The organism is Chloroflexota bacterium (assembly GCA_026713825.1).
In the GTDB taxonomy this organism is placed as follows: Bacteria; Chloroflexota; Dehalococcoidia; order Lucifugimonadales; family UBA1127; genus UBA1127.
Window position 1 is genome coordinate 1 of sequence record JAPONS010000092.1, and the last position, 17,521, is coordinate 17,521.

General features: G+C 64.2%; 19 protein-coding genes. 8 read left to right on the forward strand and 11 right to left on the reverse strand.

Features of this window, described 5'->3' with window-relative positions:
- Positions 1-552: 552 nt before the first annotated feature.
- A complete protein-coding gene (locus OXC99_11265) occupies positions 553-933 on the reverse strand; it encodes a hypothetical protein (GenBank protein MCY4625563.1) in 381 nt (126 codons plus the stop codon).
- Positions 934-1,106: 173 nt separating this feature from the next.
- On the opposite strand from OXC99_11265, the gene rny reads away from it, so the two are divergent.
- A complete protein-coding gene (rny, locus tag OXC99_11270; protein ID MCY4625564.1) occupies positions 1,107-2,636 on the forward strand; it encodes a ribonuclease Y in 1,530 nt (509 codons plus the stop codon).
- A gap of 204 nt (positions 2,637-2,840) precedes the next feature.
- Entirely contained in the window at positions 2,841-3,671 is an 831-nt protein-coding gene (locus tag OXC99_11275; protein ID MCY4625565.1) for a PHP domain-containing protein, read from the forward strand.
- A 64-nt stretch (positions 3,672-3,735) separates the two neighbouring features.
- On the opposite strand, the gene OXC99_11280 is transcribed toward OXC99_11275, so the two are convergent.
- Together OXC99_11280 and OXC99_11285 are read right to left on the reverse strand one after the other, a co-directional pair.
- The gene (locus OXC99_11280) at positions 3,736-3,972 is read right to left on the reverse strand and encodes a hypothetical protein (protein MCY4625566.1); all 237 of its coding nucleotides are present in this window, start codon (positions 3,970-3,972) and stop codon (positions 3,736-3,738) included.
- A 23-nt stretch (positions 3,973-3,995) separates the two neighbouring features.
- On the reverse strand, positions 3,996-4,616 hold the full coding sequence (locus OXC99_11285; GenBank protein MCY4625567.1) for a hypothetical protein: 621 nt from the start codon (positions 4,614-4,616) through the stop codon (positions 3,996-3,998).
- Positions 4,617-4,772: 156 nt separating this feature from the next.
- Here OXC99_11285 and OXC99_11290 point away from each other — a divergent pair, with 156 nt between their 5' ends.
- A complete protein-coding gene (locus OXC99_11290) occupies positions 4,773-5,030 on the forward strand; it encodes a DUF2191 domain-containing protein (protein MCY4625568.1) in 258 nt (85 codons plus the stop codon).
- A 114-nt stretch (positions 5,031-5,144) separates the two neighbouring features.
- Here OXC99_11290 and OXC99_11295 read toward each other — a convergent pair whose 3' ends face one another.
- From OXC99_11295 to lepA, 3 genes are all read right to left on the reverse strand, one after another.
- The gene (locus tag OXC99_11295; GenBank protein MCY4625569.1) at positions 5,145-5,672 is read right to left on the reverse strand and encodes a hypothetical protein; all 528 of its coding nucleotides are present in this window, start codon (positions 5,670-5,672) and stop codon (positions 5,145-5,147) included.
- Positions 5,673-5,747: 75 nt separating this feature from the next.
- Positions 5,748-5,966, reverse strand: coding sequence for a hypothetical protein (locus OXC99_11300; protein ID MCY4625570.1), 219 nt, complete (start codon positions 5,964-5,966; stop codon positions 5,748-5,750).
- Between the two features lie 82 nt (positions 5,967-6,048).
- Complete coding sequence (gene lepA / locus OXC99_11305; protein ID MCY4625571.1) at positions 6,049-7,890, reverse strand: translation elongation factor 4; 1,842 nt, start codon at positions 7,888-7,890, stop codon at positions 6,049-6,051.
- Between the two features lie 421 nt (positions 7,891-8,311).
- Here lepA and OXC99_11310 point away from each other — a divergent pair, with 421 nt between their 5' ends.
- From OXC99_11310 to OXC99_11320, 3 genes are all read left to right on the forward strand, one after another.
- Positions 8,312-9,493 (forward strand): hypothetical protein, encoded by a 1,182-nt coding sequence (locus OXC99_11310; GenBank protein MCY4625572.1) that lies wholly within the window; start codon positions 8,312-8,314, stop codon positions 9,491-9,493.
- 88 nt (positions 9,494-9,581) lie between these two features.
- Positions 9,582-9,971 carry a VOC family protein gene (locus tag OXC99_11315; protein ID MCY4625573.1) on the forward strand — a complete coding sequence of 130 codons (390 nt, stop codon included), beginning with the start codon at positions 9,582-9,584 and terminating at the stop codon, positions 9,969-9,971.
- A gap of 440 nt (positions 9,972-10,411) precedes the next feature.
- The gene (locus OXC99_11320) at positions 10,412-11,332 is read left to right on the forward strand and encodes an SDR family NAD(P)-dependent oxidoreductase (GenBank protein MCY4625574.1); all 921 of its coding nucleotides are present in this window, start codon (positions 10,412-10,414) and stop codon (positions 11,330-11,332) included.
- 280 nt (positions 11,333-11,612) lie between these two features.
- On the opposite strand, the gene OXC99_11325 is transcribed toward OXC99_11320, so the two are convergent.
- The 5 genes from OXC99_11325 to OXC99_11345 all read right to left on the reverse strand — a co-directional run bounded on the left by OXC99_11325 (position 11,613) and on the right by OXC99_11345 (position 16,007).
- Positions 11,613-11,957, reverse strand: a complete 345-nt coding sequence (locus OXC99_11325) for a GYD domain-containing protein (GenBank protein MCY4625575.1) — start codon at positions 11,955-11,957, stop codon at positions 11,613-11,615.
- Between the two features lie 331 nt (positions 11,958-12,288).
- Positions 12,289-13,278, reverse strand: a complete 990-nt coding sequence (locus OXC99_11330) for an ATP-binding cassette domain-containing protein (GenBank protein ID MCY4625576.1) — start codon at positions 13,276-13,278, stop codon at positions 12,289-12,291.
- 359 nt (positions 13,279-13,637) lie between these two features.
- A complete protein-coding gene (locus tag OXC99_11335; GenBank protein MCY4625577.1) occupies positions 13,638-14,324 on the reverse strand; it encodes a DUF3800 domain-containing protein in 687 nt (228 codons plus the stop codon).
- 74 nt (positions 14,325-14,398) lie between these two features.
- A complete protein-coding gene (locus tag OXC99_11340) occupies positions 14,399-15,034 on the reverse strand; it encodes an HNH endonuclease (protein ID MCY4625578.1) in 636 nt (211 codons plus the stop codon).
- A gap of 46 nt (positions 15,035-15,080) precedes the next feature.
- Positions 15,081-16,007, reverse strand: a complete 927-nt coding sequence (locus tag OXC99_11345; GenBank protein MCY4625579.1) for a site-specific DNA-methyltransferase — start codon at positions 16,005-16,007, stop codon at positions 15,081-15,083.
- 220 nt (positions 16,008-16,227) lie between these two features.
- On the opposite strand from OXC99_11345, the gene OXC99_11350 reads away from it, so the two are divergent.
- Together OXC99_11350 and OXC99_11355 are read left to right on the forward strand one after the other, a co-directional pair.
- A complete protein-coding gene (locus OXC99_11350) occupies positions 16,228-16,557 on the forward strand; it encodes a hypothetical protein (protein MCY4625580.1) in 330 nt (109 codons plus the stop codon).
- Positions 16,558-16,630: 73 nt separating this feature from the next.
- Entirely contained in the window at positions 16,631-17,413 is a 783-nt protein-coding gene (locus OXC99_11355; protein ID MCY4625581.1) for an SDR family oxidoreductase, read from the forward strand.
- Positions 17,414-17,521 lie beyond the last annotated feature (108 nt).

The window sequence follows — 17,521 nt, forward strand, 5'->3', positions numbered from 1 at the left end:
CGCCTCCTCCCGTCATGCTTTTTTTTCGTAAGTCCGGGAGGCACCCCCCCCTCCTCCCATCGCCCTCCCCCCAGATCCCCCCCCCACCCGTCGTTCCTGCGCAGGCAGGACCCCGGGCAAACAGGCCCCGCTGGGATTCGTGGGGGCGGTTCGCGACCCGCCCGTCCCGCCAGCAGGCGGGAACCCCGCGGTCCACCCGCACCAAGTCTCTCGGAGTCCCTGCCCTGCGCCCCCTACTCGTCATTCCCGCGCCCCCCTACTCGTCATTCCTGCGCAGGCAGGAATCCAGGGGGGTGGCCGTGCGGGGCCGTCCTCACCGGCCGTTCTCGCCCCAACCGTCGTTCCTGCGCAGGCAGGAACCCCGACAAAGAGCCCCTGCTTGGCTTCGTAGGGGCGGTTCGCGAACCGCCCGTCCCGCCAACAGGCGGGAACCCCGGGCTCGCAGACCCCGTCGATTTCGAGCGGCGCCAAGCCGGGTAGTGAGTGGACCCCTTCCCTCTGAGGGGGAAGGTTGGAGCCTGCCCCGTACTCGATAAGGGGATGGGGGAGCCCCTACCCCAGCAGCCACCCAAACGCCGAGTCCGCCACCTGCACCACCAGCGCCACCGCCACGATCACCAGCACGAAGAGGAACAGCAGCCGCGGCAGGCTCGTTGCCCCGCCGATGGGCTCCCGCGTCCGCTCCTCGATCTCCACTGGCATGAGGTTCAGCACCTCCCGCGCCTGCACCGCGTCCTCCTCCCATGTGTCGAGCGCGTGCGGCACGTTCGCCGCGAGCCCCCATCCCCCCGGCCCCACGCCGACGGCCCGCACCATGCAGCGGATGCCCTCGGCCTCCAGCCGGTGCGCCGCCATCCGCGCCAGCGGCTCGCTCTGGAAGACCTCCAGTGTGACCGTCTTGTCGCCGTCGTGGTGTCGATATTCGTCAGTCAACTCATCGTCCGGTGCGAATTCGCTTCAATTGATGCGGAAACTGCGTCGCAGTATGCGTCGGCGCCGCGAGTTCAGATTGACATGGTACGGGCAAAACCCTATGATGAACAGTGCCCATTGCCATGGGGCATCGTTAAAAGCTTGGACGAAAGGCAGGTGACAAAATGTCATCTATGGTATGGATTGTCATTCTTTTGCTTTCCGTCCTGGCGGCCCTGGGCGTAGGGGCGATGGTGACGTTCTGGACCCGGAACGCATTTTTGGGTAAGCGGCTTCAGGAATCGGAGCAACGGTCGCAGAAGGTCCTGGAGGACGCGGATCGCCAAAAGGCCAACATGCTGTTGGAGGCCAAGGAGGAAACTCTCAAGGCCCGCACAGCCGCGGACCAGGAGATCAAGGAGCGCCGCGGCGAGGTCCAGCAGCAGGAACGCAGGCTGGCAAACCGGGAAGAGAACCTGGAACGCAGGTTCAGCGCTCTCGAGGGGCGGGAGCTCGGTCTCACCGACCGCGAGAAGGCGCTGGACACCGCGTACGGGGAAGTGGAGCAGCTCAAGCAGCAACAGCTGGTACAGTTGGAGGCCACCGCGGGCCTGTCGGTCGCGGAGGCACACGAGCAGGTTGTTCGCAAGGCCGAAGACGAAGCGAGGCATGAGCTTACCCGCAAGTACTGGGAGCTGGAACAGCAGTACAGGGATGAAGCGGACGCCAATGCCCGCAAATACGTGGTAATGGCCATAGAGCGCCTGGCCGCTGACGTTGTTGCTGAGTCCACAGTCACCACCGTTCCCCTGCCCAATGATGAGATGAAGGGTCGTCTCATCGGCCGTGAAGGACGGAACATTCGCGCCCTGGAACAGGCCACCGGCGTCGACCTCATCGTCGACGACACGCCGGAAGCGGTCACGCTTTCGTGCTTCGATCCCATCCGGCGCGAGATCGCTCGTCTCGCGTTGACCAAGTTGATTGTCGATGGCCGCATCCACCCGGCCAGGGTCGAGGAGATGGTGGAGAAGGCCCGCCAGGAGATGGACAAGACCCTCCGCGAGGCGGGCGAGCAAGCCGTGTTTGAGGCCGGTGTGCGCGGGCTGCACCCAGAGCTCATCAAGCTGCTGGGGCACCTGCGGTTCCGCACCAGCTACGGCAGCAACGTGCTCAAGGAGAGCGTCCTCGCCTCCCGCGTCGCCGCGATGCTCGCCGCCGAGGTCGGCGCCAACGTCGAGGTCTGCAAGGCCGGCGCCCTGCTCCACGACATCGGCAAGACGCTCACGCACGAGATTGAGGGGCCCCACGCCGACATCGGCGGAGAGGTCGCCGAGAAGTACGGCGTGCCCGAGCCCATCCGCCGCGCCATCGAGGAGCACCACGACCACGACAAGACTACGGTCGAGGCCTTTATCGTCTCCGCCGCGGACGCCATCACCTCCTCTCGCCCCGGCGCCCGCAGCGACACCGTCGAGGCCTACATCAAGCGCCTCCAGGACCTGGAAGAGGTCGCCAAGGGCTTCCAGGGCGTCGAGAAGGTCTTCGCCATCCAGGCCGGCCGCGAGGTCCGCGTCATGGTCAAGCCCGAGCAGATCGGCGACGACGAAGCCGCCGTCCTCTCCCGCGACATCGCGCGCAAGGTCCAGGAGTCCCTCGTCTACCCCGGCCAGATCAAGGTCATGGTCGTCAGAGAAACCAGAAACGTAGAATACGCTAAGTAGCCCAGAAGGCCCCGCCCACAGCGGCGGGGCCTTCTGCTACCCAGTTACCAGCGTCGTCACCCCGGCGGAGGCCGGGGTCCAGAGGGGCGGGGCAGCAGGGCGTCCTCTCGCCCAGCCACCAGCGCCTCCACCCCGGCGAAAGCCGGGGTCCAGAGGTGCGGGGCAGCGGGGCGTCCCCGCAGCACCCACAACAAAGGAGAACCCGTGTCCGCGCTCATAGACCTCCACATGCACACCACCTTCTCAGACGGCACCCTGTCGCCGGCGGAGCTCGTGCGCGTCCTCGCCGCCACCACCCTCCGCCTCGTCGCCATCACCGACCACGACTCCCTCGACGGCATCGCCGAGGCCAAGCGCGAGCTCGCCAACCACCCCAACCTCACCCTCATCCCCGGCATCGAGCTCTCCTCCGACGACGGCGCCAGCGAGGTCCACGTCCTCGGCTACCACCTCGACGAGAACGACCCCGAGCTCCACGAGGTCCTCGCCGCCTTCCACCGCAACCGCGAGGGCCGTGGCGAGCTCATGGTCGCCCGCCTGAACGAAATGGGATTCGACATCACGTGGGAACGCGTCGTTGAGATCTCCCAGGGCGGCGTCATCGCCCGCCCCCACATCGCCCGGGCCCTCATGGAGAAGGGCTACGTCTCGGAGATGAGCGAGGCCTTCGACAAGTACATCGGCCGCGGCATGCCCGCCCACATCGAGCGCGAGAAGATGACCCCGGAGGAGGCCGTCGCCCTCATCCGCCGCTTCGGTGGCGTGCCCGTCCTCGCGCACCCGACGTTCACGGTGGACCCGCCGGCCCTCGTCGCCTCCCTCGCCAAGGCCGGCCTCATCGGCATGGAGGTCTACTACAAGAACTACACCCCAGACGTCGTCGCCGATCTCAAATCCCTCGCCGACCGCCACAACCTCCTCGCCCTCGGCGGCAGCGACTACCACGCCAGCGGCCAGTCCGACGAGGTCCCCCCCGGCCAGGTAGGCCCCCCCGAAGAAAACGGCCAGCGCCTCCTCCAAATGGGCCCCCGATAACCGCCCCCCGTTCGCCCTGAGCCTGTCGAAGGGCCGCCCCTACATTACCGAAACCGCTCGTCCCTTAGACCCCTTCCGTCGCTGGCCCTTGGTTAGGACCCTGCTTCAACCACCGTGCCCATTCATTTACAACCAGCCGTAGCGCCTCTACAGGATCTCGCGCCTCCCCGCTCTCCATCTTCTTGCTGATGGCCTTGTTCATTTCGTGGATGCCCCACGCGACAACGATCGCTGCCGCCTTTTTTGCCAAGACGGGGGCCAAGGCCTTCACTGGCAACACGATAATCGGTAAATAGAACATTTCGGTCTCCTTTCTACTACCGCCTACACCAAATGCTCCGGCGCCTCGGGTTCTCTACTGGCACGCAGGGCGGCGTCGTACTCCGCCTTGATGCGCTCGTACCGCTCTTTGCGCCGCTGCTCAATCAGTCTGCGCACCTCGTATATGTAGCCCAGCCATGCCCGCCTGTATTCCCGCTGACCGCGGTCCCAAGCGTCATGTCTAGCTGATGAAACCAAAGACCGCGGTGCCACCGCCTTCGTCAACTGAGCTTCATAGTCAGTTAAGTGCCCCACAAAGCCTATGCTGCCGTTCTGTAGGCTCCACACACCGACGTACAAATCCAGCGGATTCCCTTCCTCCCGGAGCGCATCCATATCCTCAACGCAATCGGACCAGTCCTCAGGCGTGACGTTTCTAACCCAAGTGGCCGCATCGTCCCAAGCCAGCCCCTCCCAGTCCGGCTCCGGCGGCATCCCTGTTTCCTGTTCGAGCCTGCCAATTGGTGCGTCCATGCTGTCGGTTCGGACTCGCTCCTTCACACGCTGCTCCTCTTTGATGCGATCCTGCAGGGCCTCCCGGAAGAACTGCGAGACATTGACCGAGGGGAAAGCCTCCTTCACCTGTTTCAAGAGTTCGTTGGGCACGTTTATGCCTATCCGCATGGAATTCTCCTGTATGTTGTATGTTAAGCATACTTAATTTTTCTTGTATGTCAAGAGGTTTCGGTCTTTCCCGTGTCCCGTGCTATGCTCGCTCCGAATCCCCCACCACGCGGCAGTCTCCTTGACATGAGAAGCGGCCGTCACCATGCTGCCCTTATGAGGACAACAATCAACATAGACAACGACATCGCTGACGCCCTGAAGGAGCAGGCCCGCCTGCAGGACCGCCCCTTCAAGCAGGTAGTCAACGACGCCCTCCGCAGAGGCCTCTCGCAGGCAGTGGAGGAAGAACGGCCTGTTTTCCGAGTAAAGCCGTTGCCGGGAGGATTCCAGCCCGGCATTGACCCGCTCAAGCTGAATCAGCTCAACGAAGAGCTGCAAACCCAGGAGTTTATCGAGAAGAACTCCAAATGATCATCCCGGACCTGAACCTCTTGGTGTTTTCATACAGCCCGGAAATCAACAACGACAACGGCCAGCACACCTACGCCCTCACCTACGAATTCGCATGAAAGCGTAGTGCCCCCCCTACACCCACCCCGCGCGCCCCAGCGCCTCCCGCGCCACGTCGCCAACCGAGCGCCCCGGCCCGTTGTCCACCACAAAGTCCTCGACTCCCGCCCGCGCCAGAATCCCGTCCAGCTCCGCCGCACGAGCCAGCGCCGCGTCGAGAAACATCCCCGGCTCCCGCACCCGAAGCCGCTCGTGCATCAGCCACACCGGCGCCGTCAACCGGCACACGACGATCTCCGCCCCCGGCACCGCCGCCCGGTAGTCGTCGAGCTCCCCAAGGCCCTCGACCACCCGCGCGACGATCAGCCGCTCCGCCCCCGCCGCGGCATAGTTCGGCCACACGGCGGCGAGGTTGGCAAAGGCGAGGCGCTCCCCGTGAGGGTCCTCTCGTGGATGCATGACGGCCAGCGCGTCGAGGTCGATGGCCGCGTGGGGGATCCCTGCCTCCGTCAGCAGGTCGGTGGCCTCATTGAGGACGGTCGTCTTTCCCGTTCCCAACGACCCGGAGATGATGAGAAGCGGTACGGGAGGAGGTGTCATCACGTCAAAACCCTATTGGGAAACCGCGCCATTCCGCCTGCACCCAACCCCTGACCCTCGCGGCGGCTCACGCCCCAGCTAAAAACCCTCGCGGCATCGAGTGCAGTACCACCGCAGGTTGTGGTCCGGCACATGCCCCGCGTTCACGACCACGTTGCGATTGCTCTCGCACTTCTGGCAGTACGGCATCGTGACCTCCGGCTGCCGTCGCGACCCCTGCTGCATGGAGCGCATGACCATGCGCACCAGCAGGTACACGGCGAGGCCTACCAGTATCAGAATCCCTAAGCGCAGCAAATGCCAACCTCCGGCTGCCGATGATACCCCATGCGTGCCTGCACTTCACGCCCTATGGCATGCACGGGTGGCTGCCCCATCTCTACCGCTTGTCCAGTTTCAGCAGGGCCAGGAACGCCTCCTGCGGCACCTCCACCTGACCCACCATCTTCATCCGCTTCTTGCCCTCGGCCTGCTTCTCCAGCAGCTTCCGCTTCCGCGTCACGTCCCCGCCGTAGCACTTCGCCAGCACGTTCTTCCGCATCGCCCGCACCGTCTCCCGCGCGATGATCCGGCTCCCGACCGCCGCCTGCACCGCGACCTCGTACAGCTGCCGCGGGATCAGCCGCCGCAGCTCGTCCACCAGCGCCCGACCCGCCACGTACGCGTGGTCCCGGTGCACGATGAAGCACAGCGCGTCCACCGGCTTGCTGTTCAGCATGATGTCCAGCTTCACCAGCGGCCCCGCCCGGTACCCGATGAACGTGTAGTCCAGCGACGCGTACCCCTGTGACCGCGACTTGATCCGGTCGTAGAACTCCGCCAGCAGCTCCGCCAGCGGCAGCTCGAACTGCAGCAGCACCCGCGCGTCGTACATCGGGTTGCCGCCGTCCGCCGTCGGCATCGCCGCCGCGATGTACTCCATGCTCTTGAACGTGCCCCGGTTGCCCGTGAACAGCTCCATCATCGCGCCCACGTACCGTGACGGCGTGATGATCGTCATCTCCAGCCACGGCTCCTGCGCCTCCATGTACTGCCCCGGCGCCGGCATCATCGATGGGTTCGCCACCGTGATCTCCTCGCCGTTCGGCATCACCACCCGGTACGCCACCCCCGGCGACGTCGCGATCAGGTCCAGCCCGTACTCCCGCTCCAGCCGCTCCTGCACAATCTCCATGTGCAGCGGCCCCAGGAACCCGCACCGGAACCCGAACCCCAGCGCCGGGCTGCTCTCCGGCTCGTAGTTCAGCGCCGCGTCGTTCAGCTGCAGCTTCTGGAGCGCCTCCCGCAGGTGCTCGAACGATTCCCCGTCCGACGGGTACAGCCCCGCGAAGACCATGAGCTTCTGCGGCTCGTACCCCGGCAGCGGCGCCACGTTCGACCGCTCGTCCAGCGCGACCGTGTCCCCCACGCGGCTGTCGCCCACGTTCTTGAACCCCGTCGCGATGTACCCCACCTGCCCTGCGCCCAGTTCGTCAACGGCCGTCAGCTCCGGGCGGAACACCCCCACCTCGACGGCCTCCGTCACCGTCTGCGCGCCCAGCATCCGGATGCGGTCCCCCCGCTTCACCTTGCCGTCCACGACCCGCACGTACCCGATCACGCCCTTGTACGAGTCGTACTCCGAGTCGAAGATCAGCGCCCGCAGCGGCGCGTCCTCCTCCTCCACCGGCGGCGGCACCCGCTCGACGACCGCAGCCAGCAGGTCCTCGACGCCCGTCCCGTCTTTCGCCGAGCAGTAGACCAGCTCCTCCCGCTCGAACCCGAAGACCTGCACCATCTCCTCGGCCACGCGCTCCGGCTCCGCCGAGGGCAGGTCGATCTTGTTGATGACGGGGATGATGTGCAGGTCGTGCCCCAGCGCCAGGTACGCGTTCGCCAGCGTCTGCGCCTGCGCCCCCTGCGACGCGTCGACCACCAGCAGCGCGCCCTCGCACGCCGCCAGCGCCCGCGACACCTCGTACCCGAAGTCCACGTGCCCCGGCGTGTCGATGAGGTTCAGCTGGTACTCCACCCCGTCCGAGTGGGTATGGCGCATCCGCACGGCCTTCCCCTTGATGGTGATGCCGCGTTCGCGCTCCAGGTCCATGGTGTCCAAAAACTGCGCCTGCATCTGCCGGGGGTCTACCGTACCCGTATGCTCCAGCAGCCGGTCCGCCAGCGTGGACTTCCCATGGTCAATATGCGCAATAATACAGAAGTTCCGAATGTGAGCAGTGTCCATACCCATCAATCGTAGCATACGAGGGGCTGGGCCGGGGGGGCGCCCCTTCCCCCGCTCGCGGGGGAAGGTTGGGATGGGGGTGTTCCCATCCCTCTGCCCTACCCCCATACCGGCGAATAGCCTGCCCCGTACCCCGATACGGGGCAGGTATCCAGGTGCAGGGGTGTGGCATACCCCTTCCCCTCATACCGGCGAATGCCGGTATCCAGAAATCTCCGTGTCCGCCCCCACCCCGCCGTAGGGGCGATTCGCGAATCCGAGCACCCTGAGGCTCTCAACGGGCCGTCCCGCCCACAGGCGGGAACCCCCCGCCGTTGACCTCCCCGCCCGCGGGTGCTAGCCTACGCCCGCCGCATGCGCACCGGGCCGGCGTGTGCCCGCCACTGCGCGAAAACATCGAAAACATGAGGAGTGACCGTACATGAAACGCAGCACAGACCGCATCCTCACCACCCACGCAGGCCGGCTGCCCAACCCCAGCAACATGGACGCCATCCGCCAGGCCCGCGCCGAGGGCGACCAGGCCAAGGCTGACGAGCTCGTGAAAGCCGGCGTCGTCGAGATGATCAACAAACAGGTCGATCTCAAGAACGACGTCCACAGCGACGGCGAGTTCTGGAAGGGCCGCGACCAGGCCTACTTCGACGCCCGCTCCACCGGCATCCCCTCCCGCCTCGCCGACCCCGAGGAGCCCATCACCATGCTCCACACCATGGCCGAGCGCCACAACGGCGACTTCAACGACTTCTACGCCATCTACGACCGCCTCGGCAACCTCCCGGTCCCCGGCACGGACAACCCCCGCGCCACCCATCGCTGGGTCGTCAGCGGCCCCATGGAGAGCAAGGGCAGCGCAGCCGCCGACCACGACGTCGCCCTCATCAAGGAGGCCGTCGAGTCCGCCGGCCACGACGTCGATGACTTCATCTTCCCCATCATCAGCCCCGGCTGGCTCGGCCACTCCCTCTGGAACGAGTACTACGCCACAGAGGAGGAGTACGTCTACGCCATGGCCGAGTTCTTCCGCCCCGAGTACGAGGCCGTCGCCAATGCCGGCTTCATCCTCCAGATTGACGACCCCGACCTCGTCGACGCCTTCTGCATGTTCTGGCCGCCCATCAGCATTGAGGAGTACCGCAAGTACGTCACCCTGCGCATAGACGCCCTCAACCACGCCCTCCGCAACGTGCCGGAGGAGTCCATCCGCTACCACACCTGCTGGGGAAGTTGGCACACGCCGCACGTCACGGACCTGCCCTTCCAGCACACCGCCGACATCATGCTGCGAGTGAAGGCCGCCGCCTACTCCGTCGAGGCCGCCGACGCCCAGCACGTCCTCGACTACAAGGTCTGGGACGACCTCAAGTTCCCCGACGGCAAGATCTACATCCCCGGCGTCGTCGCCCACAAGACCGGCACCGTCGAGCCCCCCGAGCTCGTCGCCGAGCGCATCATCACCTACGCCAACATCATGGGCCGGGAAAACGTCATCGCCGGCACAGACTGCGGCTACGGTGGCCGCAACTACGCGGAGATAGGCTGGGCCAAGATGAGGGCCATGGCGGCGGGCGCGGAGCTCGCCACCCGGAAGCTGTGGGGATAGCGGGCACCGCCCACCCCCTGAGCCCGTCGATGGGCCGGAGAGAACGGCGCCCAAAGGTAAACAACTGTTATGAAGGGAGGACACCGCAATGTTGAGTCTTGACCACACCATCGTACCGTCGAAGGATAAGATAGCCGGCGTGCAATTCATGTCGAAGATGCTGGGCGTCGAGTACACGGGCCAGTGGGGCCACTTCGCCCCCCTGAAGATCAACGACACCCTCAGCTTCGACTGGGACAACAAGGACGAGTTTGACGCCCGCCACTACGCCCTCCTCGCCTCCGACGAGGAGTTCGACGCCATCCTCGCCCGCGTCCAGGCCGAGGGCATCGCCTACGGCAGCGGCCCCCGCTCCCACGACGACATGGAAATCAACCACCGCCACACCGGCCGCGGCTTCTACTTCCAGGACCTGGACAAGCATCTCTGGGAAGTCATCACCCACACCTACGTAGACGACCCAGGCCCAGCCAGATAGCCAAAGGCCAGCAAGCGCCCCGCCCCCGCCATCGTCATTCCTGCGAAGGCAGGAATCCAGAGGGGCGGGAAGGGGAGGCAGTTCGCCCTGAGCCCGTTAAAGGGGCACACCTCCCTCGCCTCCATCCCGGCGAAAGCCGGGATCCAGGGTCCGGGCGGGGAATGCCTGCCGGGGAACCGGCAAGGACACAAGCCCCCTCCGCGTCATTCCCGCGAAAGCGGGAACTCAGGGCAGCGCGGAGGGGCTGTTTGCCCTGAGCCCGCCCCACCACCTCCATCCCGGCGAAAGCCGGGATCCAGGGGAGCGGGGAATGCCTTCCGAAGAACCGGCAAGGACACAAGCCCCTTCCGCGTCATTCCTGCGAAGGCAGGAATCCAGAGGGGCGAGGCGCGAAGGCCGAAAAGCCCGACCCAGCACCCAAAACACCAAGGAGGAACACAATGTCAGTCGAAGGCAAGGTCGTCGTCATCACCGGCGGCGCACGCGGCATGGGCCGCGAGATCGTCCGGGGCTTCATCCAGGAGGGCGCCAGGGTCGTCGCCACCGACGTCTCCTGGGTCCCCTCCGGCTACTCCAACGACACCGAGGACTTCTACGCCGAGATCAAGGACAACCCCAACGTCCTCGCTGCCACCATGGACATCACCTCCCAGGCCCATGTCGACCTCGCGTACAAGCAGACCATCGACAAGTTCGGCACCGTCGACGTCCTCATCTGCAACGGCGGCACCCGCCAGCGCGACCTCTACCTCGAGACCCACGGCAGCATCACCGTCCTCGAGACCGAGGTCGCCGACTGGCAGCGCATGTTCGACACCCACGTCTTCGGCAACCTCCGCGTCATCAAGCGCTTCATAGAGCCCATGATCGAGAAGGGCCGCGGCAGCATCATCACCTCCGCCTCCGGCCAGATCCTCAACGCCCACCCGGCCGCCACTGATGACCCCAACGCCCGCCCCGGCCTGCGCTTCGGCCTCAGCCGGGAGGGGCCCTACCAGCCCGCCAAGATGGCCCTCGGCGCCATGTGCCTCTACCTCGCAGAGGAGCTCCGCGGCACCAACATCGCCGTCAACGTCCTCCTCCCCGGCCACACCGCCACTACCGGCTCCGACGAGCAGGAGAAGGTCCGCAACGAGATCCGCCAGCGCCTCAGCCCCACCGGCGCCGCCTTCATCCCCCGACGCGTCCGCGCCGACAACGTCGTCCCCCTCGCCCTCCACCTCGCAGAGCAGGACGCCGAGGGCATCACCGGCCGCTGGATCGCCGCCATGGACTGGAACCAGGAAAACGGCTACGGCGGCTTCGAGACCTGGGGCGTCGCAGAAGACATAGCAGCCCTCCAGGCCGCCGGCCGCATGTAACCCCCACCGCACCGCAAGAGAAAAGGCCGTTCGCCCTGAGGGAAATCGAAGGGTGAACGGCCTTCTACATTCGTCTTCCCGGCGAAAGCATGCCCCGTACCCCGATACGGGGCCGGGATCCAGGGGTGCGAGGCGGGTGGGGCGGTCGAGGGGGTTGCCATACGGGACGCGCAAGGCCCGCCAACTCCGCATCATTCCCGCGAAGCTTGCCCCGTACCCCGATACGGGGGCGGGAATCCAGAGGGGCGGGGCGAGGTCAGGATGGGGGAGCCCCCACGCCTCAAATAACCCCCTGCCCCGGCAGCGTCAAATCAAGCTGTTCCAGCGCGTCCCCGTCTTCCGGGCGCCGCGTCGACTCGAAGCGGGCCAGCGGAATAGCCGGCATCGTCACCACGTGCACCCCCGCCATCACGCCCAGCTCCAGCGAGAACCGCGCGACGGCGTCATTGTCCGGCGCCTCGACGATGTAGATGAAGTCATACGACCCCAGCACCGCATACTGCCCCAGCACGTACGTCTGCGGCACCCGTATGGCATCCTGCGCCTCATGCACACTGCCGGGGTCGCGCATCATCTTCTCCCGCCCCTCCGGCGTCAGGGTCAGGAGCAGGATGTAGCTCGCCATCGTCGATATTCCTCCCGATGCTTCTCAGCGCCGACAACAGCATACCAGAACACGCGCCAATTGCGGCGCTTCCACCGCTTCCTTCCCCGCACACCGGCGCTCGCCGATACCCAGACCGACGGGGCCGTAGGGGCGACCCTCGTGGTCGCCCTCCCCCCGTTCGTCCTGAGGGAAATCGAAGGGTGAACGGGAGGTCGTGGGCCTCACGTGGCCGGGCAGTTGCCGAGCGTCCGTCCGCCCTCCCCCCGTTCGTCCTGAGGGAAATCGAAGGATGAACGGGGGGATCCCTACGCGCGAATGCACGCTACCCAATGCGCTGGCGCCGCCAGCCCTACGCCCGAATGCACGCCACCCAATGCGCTGGCGCCACCTCCCGCAGCTCCGGCTCCCCCGCCGAGCACTCCTCGATCGCGATGGGGCATCGAGGGTGGAACACGCACCCCGCCGGCGGGTTCGCCGGGCTCGGCGGCTCCCCCGGCAGCACCACGCGCGCCCGCGTCGCCTCCTCTATCGGGTCCGGCAGCGGGATCGCGGACATCAGCGCCTGCGTATACGGGTGCAGCGGGTTGCTGAACAGCTCCTCGCTCTCCGCCCCCTCCACCAGCTTCCCCAGGTACATCACCGCCACCCGGTGGCTGATGTGCCGCACCAGCGACAGGTCGTGCGCGATGAACAGGTACGTCAGCCCGAACCGCTGCTGCAGGTCCTCCAGCAGGTTGATGATCTGCGCCTGCACCGACACGTCCAGCGCCGACACCGGCTCATCGCACACCAGAAGCTCCGGCTCGACCGCCAGCGCCCGAGCGATCCCGATCCGCTGCCGCTGCCCCCCGCTGAACTCGTGCGGGTACCGCCCCGCCATGTACGGGTTCAGCCCGACCAGCGACAGCAGCTCCCCGATGCGCGCCCGGTACGCGTCCCGCCCCTTCGTCAGCTTGTGCACCTGCAGCGGCTCGCCGATGATGTCCCCCGCCGTCATCCGAGGGTCCAGCGACCCGTACGGGTCCTGGAAGATGAACTGCACGCGGCGGTACATCGCCCGCATCGCGCCGCCCTTCAGCTTGATCAAGTCGTGCCCGTCGAAGAGGATCTGCCCCTTGGTCGGCTTCACAAGCTGCACGATGCTCCGAGCCATGCTCGTCTTCCCGCACCCGCTCTCCCCGACCAGCCCCAGCGTCTCCCCCCTCGCAATCGAGAAGCTAACATTGTCGACGGCCTTAACAGCCCCAACCTGCTTCTGAAACAGCCCGGAGTTGACCGGGTAATGCACCTGCAACTCCCGTATCTCTAACAACGCGGAGGCATTCGACGATGTGGTCATAGTCCGTCCATTGTGCCACACACAGCCGCGGTGCGGGGAGTTCGGCAATACAGAAGTACCTTTCAATCGATCGAACTTAGACGCTGTCCAGACTGCGCCTATTGCTCCGTACGAAGGTAGAAAGGCGAGGTACTGAGATAGATCTAGTCAGGCTCTACAATCAAACCAACTGGAACATAATGACTACAAACTTTGGCATACGTGCATAGTGTTAGCCCTGTGCTATTAGAACTCTAGTGCTAAAAAGAGGTTGACATTCTGGTTCCATGCCATATAATGAGAATTGTTATTGATGGGCCGCCGACAAGAGCCACTTTGTGCTCTTCCCTTAATGGGATAGGTGGCCCGATTCATTTGTTCTAATAGTAAAGTTTGACTCCTGCCCTGAACACATCGAATTCTGAACTAACCTTGTCCTTGATAAGATCATAGGACCTTGTGTCACCCCTTTCCCACTTCCGTTGAATCGCCCAGCAACAGTAGTCTGCTATCTGCAGACCTGTGTCGGCATTGGCAGGCCACTGTGCGGTCTTGGTAGTGACTGATGGCGACACTTGTCTCATCACATCCCCAACAGCCCGTCGAAAGGTCTCCACTTGCTTTTTGGTTCCTATGGACGCAGCTATCACCAGCAATTCGTCCCTCGGAGTCGCAATTCGCTGCGCAACGTACTTCATGTGCAGCCACCAAGCATACTTATAGAACCGGTCATTGGTCGTCCGGAGTTGGGGCTGGGCCTTTTGCTTTTCCAGTATTGTGGCATCCACGCGAAACTTATGCGCCTTTAGTACCTCGAAGACGCGATCCCGGATCTCCTGTTGATCATCAGAGGCTCGAAACGGTCCTGAGTGCGTTTTGCCCTCCCACGCCAAGTCAAACCGCAACTGCTGCAGGTCTGCCCGTGCTTGCTGGTCATCAAAAAAAGTAGCTGTAGCTAGGCCGAAGTAGCGAGTCGCTCCGACGCCCAAGCTAAAGTCGAAGTTGCCAAACTCGTCGGCAAAGACACATATTCGAGTCATGATGCTCCACGTAGCCACCAGCGCCACGCTCTACAGTAGTCATAACCCCCACATTGGCCCACACGATGCGGTAGAGGGGGAGAGGGGCAGGAGGTCTCGTGCTAGGAGTTCGTGGAACTCTGGGCAACTGTCAGCAAGCCCTTCAGTTGGTCAATGCTAAGCCAGTTGTCCGCCTGCCGATGAACCATCCGATGACAATTCGCACAAAGAGGTACCAAGTCTTGCAGGGGGTCGACAAACTGTTCACCGGTGGACAACGGCTTGACATGGTGCACTTCAATGAATCCCTTGGCGTGTGCTGGCGTATAGACCTCATCAAAGAAGAAACCACATGCAGCACACTTGTTGCCATGATACAAAAGTGCGGCTGCCCGATTGCTGGGGCTCCGCTCACGGACTTTGTGCAGGCGGTAAGCCACTGTCCCCTCAACAGCTCCCGTGAAGTCCGGGGCTGCTTCCGCCACTTCACCCAGAGCTTCCCCCTCTAGGTCAACCAAGTCTCCCATCATCCCTAGCACAAACGCGCAATTGGTGCACTTATGCCTGCCAGGGCCGCCTTGGTTCTCAGGCAGGGTCGCGAGGATTGGCGTTGGGGCAACACTGCCATAGGTGCACGCCTCAGTCTCACCTGCGGCGGCAACGTAATTGACCCCCATGGCGTAAGCGCATACGACACAGCGGTGTCTGCCTGTGCCGCCCTGCGAATCGTGGAGAGCGACGATCAGATCGTCAGGCATTGATTGGCCGTGTTGACAGTTCGCCATGGGGCCTCGCTTTGGGTTGCTATACACCCACCGGGCTTAGCACGGGGCGAGGAGTGTAGGGTTTGTTGTCCGTTTCGAGGAGCCTCTGCCTTATTGACGCCGCTGGCTCCAATGGGACAGATGGAACTATGCCGTCAGCGGAAGAAGTGGCATGACTATCCAGCAGAGATAGGTCCGCACTCTCCGCCTCTATTCTCCGCACTGTAAGAGCGGCGTATTCGGGGTCTCGGTCGCTAACCAAGAATCGCCGGTCGAGGCGGTGTGCCGCGACGGCCGTCGCGCCCGATCCCGCGAACGGGTCTACCACCAGGTCACCCGGATTGGTGGAGGCCCTGAGGCAGCGGTCAATTAACGCTACTGGCTTCTGCGTGGGATGCTTCCCGTACAGCTTTTCACTCTTGCCCGGCGCAGTGAAGCGCCAGACTGTCTTCATCTGCTTCCCGCCGTTCTCCTCTTTCATCGTCTTGTAGTGGAAGGTGTGCTTGTGCTGGCTGCCTTTCGGAGCCTTGGTCGCCCACAGGATAGTCTCCGTGGAGTGAGCAAAGCAGCGGCAGCCAAGGTTCGGCGGCGGGTTAGGCTTCTCCCAAGTGATATCGTTCAGGATGCGGAACCCCAACTGAAGCATAGCCATGCCGACGCTCAAGTACACATGGGCAGTGCCTGTGACCCAAATGGTGCCAGCAGGTTTCAGGGCGCGGTGACAGGCCCTGAGCCAAGCAAGGTTGAACTCGTGGTCGCGTTCAATGCCCTGGCTTCTGTCCCATTCTCCCTTGTTGACAGGGACCCGCTTCCCAGCCACGCAGGTCATACCATCGTTGGAGAGTAAATAGGGGGGGTCAGTCCAGATACAGTCTACGCTGTTAGGTTCCAAGGATTCGAGGAAGGCTATCGCATCAGTTTGGAAAACACCTGACTTCTCATCGAGCGAAACCCAGTAGGGCCGCATCTGCGCCTCCAGAGCCCGCAATTCGGGGCGGTTTCCCGCTATCGGGGGCAGTATAGAGGTACTACATCTAGTACGCAATTCCAAATATAGAACGCATGTTTGATCTTGTCAACCCCCTTTATTTGTGATCCCATTCGATTCTGTGGCCACTTTGCCACTGCCATGACAGCGAAGCATTGCACTAGGTTTGCTTACAGACCCATCTATAGAGGAGAGTGCTATGGTCGGCAAGTACACGTGGATACCAAACCCGAGTTTGCCATCGGCGTTCACTTCCCGGAAGTTGCATGACGACTTGGAAGACACACTCGCCAATGCTGTCGACTATGTCTACATGCTGGACAACGTCCTGGACCTCATCAGTTCGGAGCTCGCAAAGCGCCCTGGTCGCCTCTCCAAGGCTGAGTTGCAGGACCTAAGCTATGTGCAGCAAACGATGGAGCCGACAATGCGGCAGCTCATAAACATGCAGATGGCCCTGGAGACACACCTAAGCCAGATTCTCGCGCGACGGGCGAAGTACAGCAGGAAGAGTCCACATGCTTGCTGACCCCCCTCCCCCACACCCCCACCCATGCTATACTCCCCCCCAACAAACCCCCACCCTAGAAGGAGCCATCACCATGGACTACGGCCTAAAGAACCGCGTCGCCCTCGTCACCGGCGGCAGCGAGGGCATCGGCAAGGCCACCGCCGCCCTCCTCGCCGCCGAGGGCTCCCGCGTCGCCATCTGCGCCCGCCGCCCCGACGTCCTCGACGCCGCCGCCGAGGACATCCGCCGCTCCACTGAGGCCGAGGTCCTCGCCATCCCCACCGACCTCCGCGACGCCGATTCCGTCGACAACCTCATCGCCACCATCAACGACGCCTGGGGCGGCGTCGACGTCCTCGTCAACAACGCCGGCGTCTCCTCCGCCATGCCCTTTGAACAGCTCACCGACGACGCCCTCCTCGCCGACATGCAGCTCAAGCTCTTCGGCTGGCTGCGCACCATCCGAGGCGTCCTCCCCCACATGAAGGAACAGCGCTGGGGCCGCATCATCAACATGACCGCCATCGCCGCCAAGGCCCCCGCCGCCAGCTCCTACCCCTCCTCCGTCAGCCGCGCCGCCGGCATCGCCCTCACCAAGGCCCTCTCCAAGGAGCTCGCCCCCCACAACATCCTCGTCAACACCGTCCTCATCGGCCTCATCAAAGCCGGCCAGCACGAGCACCGATGGGAAGCCAACCCCAACGGCCAGTCCCTCGAGGAACGCTACGCCGAGATGGGGGTGAACGTCCCCCTCGGCCGCGTCGGAGAGTCCGAAGAAGCCGCCAACCTCATCACCTTCCTCGCCTCAGAGCGAGCCAGCTTCATAACCGGCACCGCCATCAACATGGACGGAGGCGTAAGCCCCGTCGTCTAATCGCGGCGCCCTTGAGCACACCCCTTCCCCCGCTCGCGGGGGAAGGGCCTGCCCCGTACTCGATACGGGGTTGGGATGGGGGTGCGTAGGGGCGATTCGCGGATCGCC